Source organism: Archangium sp. (genome assembly GCF_036389735.1).
Taxonomy (GTDB): domain Bacteria; phylum Myxococcota; class Myxococcia; order Myxococcales; family Myxococcaceae; genus Archangium.
The window spans coordinates 1-10,213 of record NZ_DASVWK010000731.1 but is presented as its reverse complement, the minus strand read 5'-3'; the positions used below and the strand labels follow the sequence as shown (position 1 = coordinate 10,213).

Genomic DNA, 10,213 nt, shown 5'->3' with positions numbered 1-10,213 from the left:
GCTCCGCGTTTTCGAGAACCGAGAGAATCCCCCGAGCGCCTGGCAACCCATGCCCTGTGTCCGGGTTCTCACTCGGACAACCTGGACCCAGAGGACAGTGCGGGTGCTCAGTGTTGGCCGTCACACGCCGAGGCGATGGGTCCGCAACGCTTGCGAGGATCCACCCCCCGGGTGGCGCTGCAACCCCCGCGGCCTGTGTCCACATTGGCGGAACCGAAATTCCACGGGTGGCCGGTCAGGTCGGTGAAACGAGAATATTTCACTGATGTCGGAAACCGGCTCTCCACGACGGACGGAGTTCCCATGGCGACGGAGAAGGCGGAGCGCACACGAGCCCTGGAGAACGCGCGGGGCTACCGGATGGGCCCGGGGCTGTCGGCGGTGGCGAGTGTGGAGGGGGAGACGCAGCCCGGGGCGCGGCTGGTGCAGCTGTCGCCGGAGTACCTGACGCTGCACCTGTCGAGGCCCTCGGCGCTCCGGCCGGGGCAGACGGCCAACGTGGTGCTGGGCACGGGGGAGCAGACGACGCGGCTGTTCACGGAGGTGATGAACGTCCCGTTGTCGGGGCCCGGGGCGCTCTCGGAGCTGAACCTGCGCATCGTGGCGCCGCCGCTGGACACGGGCCGGCGCATCGTGTCGATGCTGGAGGTCCTCAAGGACCAGGGCCGGCTGGAGCTGCCGCCGGGGCAGCCCATCTGGAGCGAGCGGATTACCCGGGCGGACCGGATCGGCCGCATCTTCGAGGCGCTGACGGCGAGGCGGTGCCGGGGTCGGGCGCGCACGAGGACGGGGAACGTGGACCTGGTGGCGGCGCTGTACGACAAGTACGACGCCCGGGTGGCGTGGGAGGTGCTGGGCCCCCCGCCGGCGGCGCCGTTCTCGCTGGAGGTGTTCGGCTTCAGCTCGGTGCTGCACTTCGAGGTGGAGCACGCGGCGGAGGAGGACGGGCTGTGGACGGTGCCGCTGCCGCGCGAGGTGGTGCGCTACCGGCACCGGCGGTTGCGGAGGGCGGCGGCGTGGGGCGGGTGCACGGTGAGCTTCCGCCACCCGGTGTGGCCGCAGGTGCGGGTGGAGCGCGAGCTGGCGGACGTGTCGTACGAGGGCCTGTCCTTCTGCACGGAGCCGGGGGAGGACCTGCTGTACCCGGGGCTGGGGGTGGAGGCGGAGGTGAGGCTGCCGGGGATGGAGCCGGTGCGGGTGCGCGCCGAGGTGCGCAACATCACGGGTACGACGGCGGGCCGGCGCTGCGGCATGTCGGTGGTGCCGGTGGGCGGTGAGGAGGAGACGGCGCGCTGGAGGCGGCTGGTGGAGGAGCAGAGCCACCCGAACACGCGCGTGGCGGGGGAGTGGAGCCGGGGCACGTGGGCACTCTACGAGCGCTCGGGCTACTTCCGGCTGTCGGGGAAGACGCCGGCGGCGTTCACGAAGCTGGAGGAGGAGTACCACGAGGCGCACGAGCGGCTGGAGGGCCACCCGCGGCTGGGCTACCGGGTGGTGAGGCCGATGCCGGCGGGCGAGACGGTGGAGGCGAGCCTGTCGTGGCTCAAGCCGTACTCGGGCAGCTGGCTGGCGCACCAGCTGGCGCGGCACCAGCCGGAGAACGAGAAGTCACGGGGCACGGCGCGAGACGCGCTGCGGGACGTGTACCTGCGAGGCTTCGAGCCGGCGCAGATGGACCCGGAGGTGAAGTGGTTCCTGGCGTACTGCGAGGCGAACGTGCGCTGGGTGCGCTTCACGGCCATGGACTTCGCCGAGTGGTACCAGCACACGGGGCAGACGTGTCTGGTGCCGTTCCGCCTCATGGAGGCGGATGCGCGGCGGGAGTGGAGCCTGCCGGAGGGCTTCAGCCTGGGCGCTCCGACGCGGGAGGAGAAGGCGCTGTTCTTCGAGCGGCTGGAGCGGACGCGGCCGGAGGCCTACCGGGAGGCGTTGGACCTGGTGCCGGAGCGCTTCGAGCTGGCGGGGCTCAAGCGGCAGTGGAGCCAGGCGGGGCTGAAGCGGGAGCGGGACGTGCTGGTGGCCCGCAAGGACGGGCGCGCGCTGGCGGTGGGGGTGCTGGAGACGGCGCACGCGGGGTTGAACCTGTTCCACGTGCTGGACGGGCTGCGGATCATCCCCCTGGAGGACGAGTCCTCGCCGGAGGGCCAGGAGGCGATGTTGGCGCTGCTCACCGGGGCCGCGGAGTGGTACCGGGCGCGAGGGCGGGACGTCTTCGTGCACTACGTGGAGACGGAACACCTGGGGTACACGGAGAAGGCGAAGCTGGCGGACCTGGGAGAGGGCCGCATCTGGATCCTCTCGGCGCAGTTGCTGCCGGACTTCATCGAGCACCTGTGCGAGGCGACGACGCCGAGAGGAGACTCCTGACCCCCACTTCCCCGCGGCCTACGCCAGGGGAAGCTCCACGATGAAGGTCGCGCCCTGGCCGGGCTCGCTCTCGACGCGGAGCACCCCGCCATGGCGCTCGATGATCTCCCGGGAGATGTAGAGCCCGAGCCCCAGGCCGCTCACGGAGCTCGCGGAGGTGGCGCGCTCGAAGCGCTGGAAGATCCGCTCCTGGTTCTCGGGAGAGATGCCAGGGCCCTGGTCCCGCACCTTCACCACGGCATGCTGGCCCGAGCGGTGGATGGTGACTTCAACCGGGGAGCCCTCACCGTAGCGGAGGGCGTTGGTGATGAGGTTGGTGATCACCTGCTCGATGCGAAAGCGGTCCCAGTCGCCTTCGATCGGGTCGGGGCCTTCACATGAGAGGGGAGCGCCGCTCACGCTCGCTTGAACGAGCAGGCGCTCCACGACCTCCTGGGCCAGCTTGCAGAGGTCGAACCGCTCCGGCGTGAAGGAGAGCTTCCCGGTCGCGAGGCGGGAGATGTCCAGCATGTCATCCACCAGCCGGCTCAGCCGCTGGATGCTCTTGTGGATCTGCGCCACGAGCCGGGTCACCCGGGGGGGATCGAAAGCGTCCGGGCGGCCGAGCTCGATGTTGCGCTGCATCATCTGGGTCTGAAGCTGGATGGAGGTGAGCGGAGTCTTCAGCTCATGGGAGGCGATGGAGAGGAACTCGTCGCGAGCACGGATCGCCTCCTCGAGGGCCTGGCGGATCTTCTTCTGCTCGGTCATGTCGTGGGCGACGATGATGGCGCCACGGATCTCCCCGGTCTCGGAATCGCGGTCGGGGACGAACTCGACATCCTGGACGGAGTACTCCCCCGAGGGCTTGCGCAGCACGTTCTCGTAGCGGACCGACTCACCGGCGAGCGCGCGCCGCTCATAAGGATCCGCCAGCCGTGCGGTCTCCGCGGTCGCGAAATCGCGGCGCCGCTTGCCCCGGATGTCGGAGACCTTCATGCCGAACCAGACCTCGTAGGTCCGGTTGACGAACTGATAGCGCCCCTCCCGATCGATATAGGAGACGAAGGCGGGCAGACGATCGGTGATGAGTCGAAGCTGCTCCTCGCTGCGGCGAACGGCTTCTTCCGCCTGTTTGCGCTCGGTGATGTCGTTGCCCACCACCACGAACCCACGGATGTGGGCATCCGGACCACGGTCCGGCAGGTAACGCAGCTCCAGTTGGCGCAGCTCCCCCCGGGCGTTTCGGATCTCCTGCTCGGTCTGGATGACTTCCCCGGCCAGGGTGCGGTGATACAGGGGTTGCACCCGGGCATGGAACTCTTCTCCCAGGAGCTCGCGGGTGCGCAGCCCGACAATCTCCTCGACGGGCCTTCCGAACCACTGTTCGTAGGCGCGGTTCACGAAGCTGTAGCGCTCCTCCCGCGTGACGTAGCCGACGAGGTCTGGAATCGCGTCCGTGATGAGCTTGAGCTGCTCCTGGCTTCTTTGAATCGCCTGTCGCGCGAGCACCTGCTCGGTCACGTTGATCCCCATGAGGATCAAGCCCTGCACCTGACCTGACTCATCGAAATGAGGCGTGAACGTGTAGGTGTAGTAACCGTGACTCATGCGTCCATCGGCGGTGCGGAACCGAAGCGGGACCTCCGTCTGCTCGATGCGGTTTCCCACCCGATACGCCTCATCGAGCTGCTCGAAGATGCCGGTGCCTTGGAGCTCTGGGAACACGTCGCGAACAGGGAGGCCCAGGTACTCGCGGGAGTCGTCGAAGAAGAGCCGCTGGTACTCGTCGTTGGCGAACTCGAAGCGGAACTCGGGACCGTGGACGATGGCGGTCGCGGCGGTCGCGGCCTTGAAGGCGGAGATGAGCCGTTCCCGCTCGCCGGCTCTCACCGTCTCGGTCTGGGTCCTCGCGCGTTGGAACTCGGCGGCGGCTTCGCGAATGGCTTCATTGATGAGTGTGAGGAGGAGCTGGAGGCCCGCCAGCGAGGGGGGCGCTTCCCGATGAAGGAGCGCGAGCAGCACGGATTGCAGGAGCCCGTACTCGTGGATGACGTCCTCGAGCTGGTGTCCGTGCGTCCAACCGAGCTGTCGACTCTCGCGGCGGGCACCGGCCCGAGGAGCGAGCAACTCCTCGATCAGGTGCTCCAGGAACTCGGGGAGGTGGGCGCCAAGCCCCCGAGGGGCCCCGACCTTGTCCATCCAGGCCTGAAGGATGTCCGCCCGTCTTCGCTGGAGGATTTCCGCGAGGGAACGAGCCGCTTCCGGAGACGGATTTTCCGCGTGATTCAAGAGATCTCGCCTCCCTTCGGAGCGCTTCGGAGCAACAGCCCCCTTAACACGCTTATGCGCGGCGCATCAGCGCCGTGGAGGGAAGGCGAGGCCAGGTCCACCTCGCGCCGTGAGAGTCATTCCTCCCAGAGGAGGGACAGCTCCCACTCGAGTGCCTCGAAGGGCTCGGCGCGGAGCCGGTCCGGGCCGGCGTGGGTGGCCAGCAACACGTAGTGGGCCCCCTCCAGACGGAACACCTCCAGTGTGCGCGCCTCCGGATCCACCAACCACACGTGACGTACGCCCGAGCGTGCGTACACCGGCAGCTTGGCCTTCCGGTCCAACACGCGTGTGGAGGGGGAGAGCACCTCGCACAACCAGTCGGGGGCGAGCGTGAGGGCCGCCGTGCGCGGAGTCCGGGGCATCCGCTCGCGACGCCAGCCCGCCAGATCCGGCACCAGCACGTCCTCTCCCAGGTGCAGCTCGGGCTCGAAGAGCAGACGCCAGCCTCCCGGGCCGCCTTGCCCCCTGCCAAACGGGTTGCCTAGGGTATTGAAAAGCTCCGCGGTCGCCACCGCATGCGGAATGGCGGGCCGGGGACTCACGTACAGCTCGCCCTCGATCAGCTCCGCCACACGGTGTGAGGGCACTGCCTCCAGATCCGCGTAGGTCGCCTTGCGCTTCTGGCCGCCCATGCCTGGAGCATGGGCAGTCGGGCGGGTCTCTTCAAGAGGAACCCAAGGAGCACTGCTCGATTGGCTGTCCATACGAACAGTCTAGACCCTACTTCCGACATAGGGTAGCCCTCCCCTCCGGGAAAGGTCACCACCCCGCGCCCGACGAGTCCCTACACCCCTGGAGCCGTGCCCTGGGCGCGCTCGTACTTGCGGCGGCGCACGGCACGCCACAGGAGGAACAGTCCGAACAGCAGCACCAGCCCGCCGGCCACGGTGAAGATGAGCCCCATGCGTCCGGCGCGGGGCCGGTCGTCGTGCCACATCGTGAAGCCGGGGAACTCGGCGCTCTGGCGGAACTTGTTGATGGCGACGACGATGCGGTTGGCCTTCTTCTCCTCGGCCATCCACTCGTACGCGAGGGGAATCTCACCGCGCGTGGTGACGAGCACGGGGCGGTAGATGCTCTGCTGCTCGCCGCGGGGGGCCCGGTTGCGATCCACACGCGCGCCCTGGATCTCCTCCACCGTGAAGACGCCCGCCACTTCCTGGGTGAGCCAGCCGGCGCGGGTGACGGTGCAGGGACCGCCGCGCTCGCACTGGAGCACGATGCGGGCCTTGTTATCCAGGAAGGCCAGCCCGAAGACGAGGAAGGGGATGGAGAGCGCCAGGACGCCAGCGGCGCCGATGAACAGCGAGCGCGAGGGGGTGAGGGAGGGCGCTGGTTCGTTCACCCCTTCCTCATAGCGCGGGAGCGGGGAGGGGGCACGCGGGAACTCACGCCCGGGCTTCGTTGACCGGTACGCACCTGGGGGGCCCGAGTGTCCACCACCGGGGCTCGGGACACCGGGGCAGGTGCGCGCCCGGGCAATCCAGGGCATCGAGGAGGCCCACACAGGAGGTGGCTCCATGAAGGCGGTGGCGGTGTTCCCCAAGGGCCGCGAGGTGAAGGTCATCGACGTGCCGGAGCCCCGGCTGCGCTCGCCCACGCAGGTGCGGGTGCGGACGCTGGAGGTGGGGGTGTGCGGCACGGACAAGGAGGTGGTGGAGTTCAAACACGGCAAGCCACCGGAGGGGGAGGACCACCTCATCGTCGGCCACGAGTGTCTGGGCGAGGTGGTGGAGGTGGGTGAGCAGGTGAAGGGCCTGGCGCCGGGGGACCTGGTGGTGCCGCGGGTGCGCCGGCCATGCCCGAGTCCGGAGTGCGAGCCGTGCCGCGCGGGGTACACGGACTTCTGCGTGACGGGCGAGTACACGGAGCGAGGGATTCAAGGGGCGCACGGCTTCGCGGCGGAGTTCTTCGTGGAGGACGCGGCGTACCTGCACCGGGTGCCACGCGAGCTGCGCGGGGTGGCGGTGCTGACCGAGCCCCTCACCATCGCGGAGAAGGCGCTGCGCGAGGTGGCGCATGTGCAGTCCCGGCTGCCGTGGAAACCCAAGCAGGCGGGCCGGGCGGTGGTGCTGGGGGCGGGGCCGGTGGGGCTGCTGGGGGCGATGGTGCTGATGCGGGCGGGCTTGCGGACGACGGTGTACTCGCGCTCGCCCAAGCCCAACGCGAAGGCGGAGCTGGCCGAGTCACTCGGGGCGCCCTACGTGTCCTCGAAGCAGCACCCGGTGGACGCGCTGGTGAAGCAGCGGGGGCGGGCGGACGTGGTGTACGAGGCGGCGGGCGTGGCGAGCGCGGCCTTCCAGTTGCTCGAGGGACTGGCGCCCAACGGGGTGTTCGTCCTCACCGGGGTACCCCAGAGCCAGGAAGAGGAGCTGGACGAGGGCGTGCTGATGAAGCAGCTGGTGATGAACAACCAGGTGGTGGTGGGGACGGTGAACGCGGCGGCGGAGGACTTCCAGGAGGCGGTGCAGGACCTGGAGCGCTTCCGGAAGAAGTGGCCGGGGGGGCTGGAGCGCATCATCACGGCGAGGCACCCGCCGGAGGCCTACGCCGAGGTGGTGAAGGGAGACAAGCGGAGCGCCATCAAGGACGTCATCGTCTTCGCCCCAGGGTGAGAAGCGGGTGACACTGCGTATGTCCCCTCTCCCCCCGGGAGAGGGATACGCTGAGGGTCGTTGACGCCCCAAGCACACCCGCGTCTCGAAAGAGGAGGAACACATGGAGGGAGCCTGGCTGGACATCTCGGTGCCGTTCGGAGAGGAGCCGGTGGCGGAGGGGGAGGAGCGGGGAGCGCCGGTGGGGGAGGGCACGGAGGCGCGGGCGGACTGGCTGAAGCGGGCGGCGTGGATGGGGACGTACGTGACGGCGCCGCCGAGCCTGGAGCTGGACCTGGAGGACACCGAGCGGCTGCCGCTGTCGGCGACGGTGGGCAAGGCGCGGGTGCTGGTGCTGGATGACGTGGACTGCATCCGGGCGGACTCGCTGGCGGACTACGAGCCACGCAAGGGCGAGCGGCTGCTGTTGCGCACGCGCAACTCGCTGCGCGAGTGGTGGAAGAGGCCGCAGGAGGACGCCTGCGTGATGCTGTCGGACGCGGCGGCGCAGCTGCTGCTGGAGCGGGGGGTGGCGTGCGTGGGGGTGGACTACGTGTCGCGCGGGGGCTTCCACGCGGAGGGCACGCGGGTGCACCAGAAGCTGCGCGAGGCGGGGGTGTGGCTCATCGAGGGGCTGGACTTGAGCGACGTGAAGCCCGGGATGCACGAGCTGGTGTGCCTGCCGCTGAACATGAAGGCGGAGTGGGGCTCGCCAGCGCGGGCGTTGGTGCGAGCCTTGCGCGATTGAAGTCGTAGGTGGTTCAGGGGAGCAGCTCGAGGGCTGCTCTCGCCTGGACGAGGCCCCATCCAAAGGTGTCATCGTGCCCCTGGGCACCGAGTTCCGAGGCCGAGCGCCGCAGCAGCTCGTGCACCTGCATCGGGGTGAGGCTCGGGCGCGCGCTCCACACGAGTGCGGCCACGCCCGAGACGTAGGCCGTCGCCATCGACGTGCCCGTCATGCGGGCATAGTCCACCCGCGTGGCGCTCACCCGCACGCTCGTGCCGGCGAGCACCCCGAGCTCCATGCCGGAGTCGTATGACACGGAGACGACGGGCGGCCAGGGGCCAGGCTCAGTGAGGGAGAAGGTGCCCTCACCATCCTCGGGCACATCGTTGCGGATGATGACCGCGCGAGCCCCTTGGGCCACCACGTGGGAGACCTTCCGGGAGAGGGCAAGGGAGTTGCCGTCGCGCGCCACCAACGCGATGAAGCCGCCGGTGGGCGCGCTCTGTCCACACGAGGTTGCGCTCTCGCCCAGGCCGCAGTCCACCAGGGGGCCCGTGGAGTCCCCCGGTCCCGAGGACTCGAGGGCCTGGGACGCGAAGCGGCGCTCTCCCGCCTCCACCGAGGAGCAGGACGCGGCGCCCAGGAGGGTGGCGGACAGCACGTCCATGCCGGGCGCGACCAGGCCCAGCTCGGGGCCGGACTGCGAGAACATGAGGTGTTGGCCCAGAAGGTCCACCGCCCCCACGGCGAGCACACTCGGGTAGGCGGCCGGATAGGCGATGGAGGACGGGTGGGCCATCCCGGCGTTGCCACTGGCCGCGACGGAGAGCATGCCCGCGGACAGCGCGTCCTCGAAGGCCTTTCGCACCAGCTCACCGGGCGTTGGCGAGGCAAGCGACAGGGAGGCGATGCGCGCGCCCTGCCCCCGGCACCACTGGAGCGCCTCGATGACATCCGACATCCGGCCCTGGCCGTGGATGTCCAGCACGCGAGCGATGAGCAGCGAGGCGCCGGGCGCCACCCCCACCACGCCTCCGGGCTCGTACCCGGACCTCACCCCGCCGCCCGACCCGAGTCGCGCGGCGAGGATGGCCGCCACATGGGTGCCGTGCCCTCCGCCCCAGGCGTGCAGCGCGGTGCTGTAGTCCCTCGCGTCACTGTCGTCCTCGAGGAAGTCCCACCCGCCCGCATAGGCGGCTTGGAGCTCCGGGTGGCGATCATCCCAGCCGCTGTCGATGACGCAGACCTTGAGGCCCTCGCCCGTGGGCGCCCCGCTGTCGAGCGTTCCATCCTCGTCGGCGTCCCACACCTGGGGCGCCTGAATCATGCGCAGGCCTTCGGTGTACTCCCCCGGGCTTCCGGCCAGCACGGCTTCACCCAGCGGTGTCACCCCGGAGGCCCGCACCCGCCCATCCGGCTCGAGGGCCAGCACGTCCGGGCTCCGCGCGAGCGCCTGGCGCTCCTCGGGCCTCAGCCATGCCGCGAGGGCGTGCAGGCGCGGCCACGTGTAACGCACATGCCCTCCCACGCGCTCCACCTCGGCCTCATGGGCCCGGGTCGCCGCGAGGGCGCTCACCGCCGCGACGGGCCGGAAGCGGACCAGCACCGGCTCACGACCGTCCCGCCGCACCTGCTCCCCGCCTGTCGGGTTCATCACGCGTGGGGGAGAAGACGTGCCCGGATCCGGAAAGGGACAACCCCGCGGAGATGGCGGCACCCCGTGCACTGGGTGCTCGGGTGGAGGGATAGGCACTTCAGGATGGCATGCCATCAGGCCCAACATTCCCAACCAGACCCAACGCCTTCCGCGGTCGCTTTTCATGGACGGTCATCCTCGCACGCCTCCCCGCGTCCATGTCTGAAACCAGACACACCTACGTCCCCACACCTCTTCCCGAACCTTCAAAGAAAGCGGGTTTCGCCAGAAAAACCACGTACGCTTGACATCCATCCATATGATTCAGTATGTAAGGGACATCTCGGTTGGCGGCTTTCATCCGTATTCCGGTTTTTCAAAGGAGACGTCTATGAAGAAGATCCTGTTGAGTTCAGTCGTCGCGGTCGGGCTGATCGGCTGTGGTCCCGTCTCGCCGGATGAGGAGCAGTTGCTGACGGAGTTCGACCTGCCCCAGCAGGATCAGGTCGTCGCCTCCGGAATGATCGACGTGCTTCCGTACTTTGTCCCCAGCTGCGGCGGGGCGGGCACCAAGTA

The 10,213-nt window shown here is 69.3% G+C and carries 8 protein-coding genes; 4 read left to right on the top strand and 4 right to left on the bottom strand.

Annotated elements, in window-relative coordinates; all coding sequences use genetic code 11:
- Nucleotides 1-303 precede the first annotated feature (303 nt).
- The gene (locus VF794_RS26065) at nucleotides 304-2,367 is read left to right on the top strand and encodes a PilZ domain-containing protein (protein ID WP_331114960.1); all 2,064 of its coding nucleotides are present in this window, start codon (nucleotides 304-306) and stop codon (nucleotides 2,365-2,367) included.
- Nucleotides 2,368-2,385: 18 nt separating this feature from the next.
- Here VF794_RS26065 and VF794_RS26060 read toward each other — a convergent pair whose 3' ends face one another.
- The 3 genes from VF794_RS26060 to VF794_RS26050 form a co-directional block, all read right to left on the bottom strand.
- Nucleotides 2,386-4,638, bottom strand: coding sequence for a PAS domain-containing sensor histidine kinase (locus tag VF794_RS26060; RefSeq protein ID WP_331114958.1), 2,253 nt, complete (start codon nucleotides 4,636-4,638; stop codon nucleotides 2,386-2,388).
- 116 nt (nucleotides 4,639-4,754) lie between these two features.
- Nucleotides 4,755-5,312 (bottom strand): Uma2 family endonuclease, encoded by a 558-nt coding sequence (locus VF794_RS26055; protein ID WP_331114956.1) that lies wholly within the window; start codon nucleotides 5,310-5,312, stop codon nucleotides 4,755-4,757.
- Nucleotides 5,313-5,464: 152 nt separating this feature from the next.
- Nucleotides 5,465-6,025 carry a hypothetical protein gene (locus VF794_RS26050; protein WP_331114954.1) on the bottom strand — a complete coding sequence of 187 codons (561 nt, stop codon included), beginning with the start codon at nucleotides 6,023-6,025 and terminating at the stop codon, nucleotides 5,465-5,467.
- 175 nt (nucleotides 6,026-6,200) lie between these two features.
- On the opposite strand from VF794_RS26050, the gene VF794_RS26045 reads away from it, so the two are divergent.
- Both VF794_RS26045 and VF794_RS26040 read left to right on the top strand, forming a co-directional pair.
- Complete coding sequence (locus tag VF794_RS26045) at nucleotides 6,201-7,295, top strand: glucose 1-dehydrogenase (RefSeq protein ID WP_331114952.1); 1,095 nt, start codon at nucleotides 6,201-6,203, stop codon at nucleotides 7,293-7,295.
- 103 nt (nucleotides 7,296-7,398) lie between these two features.
- A complete protein-coding gene (locus VF794_RS26040) occupies nucleotides 7,399-8,022 on the top strand; it encodes a cyclase family protein (protein ID WP_331114950.1) in 624 nt (207 codons plus the stop codon).
- Nucleotides 8,023-8,035: 13 nt separating this feature from the next.
- Here the strand turns inward: VF794_RS26040 and VF794_RS26035 are convergent, their stop codons facing one another.
- Entirely contained in the window at nucleotides 8,036-9,655 is a 1,620-nt protein-coding gene (locus tag VF794_RS26035) for a S8 family serine peptidase (RefSeq protein ID WP_331114949.1), read from the bottom strand.
- 373 nt (nucleotides 9,656-10,028) lie between these two features.
- Between VF794_RS26035 and VF794_RS26030 the strand changes: the two genes are divergently transcribed.
- Nucleotides 10,029-10,213: hypothetical protein (locus VF794_RS26030; protein ID WP_331114947.1), on the top strand; the 185-nt coding region annotated here is incomplete at its 3' end.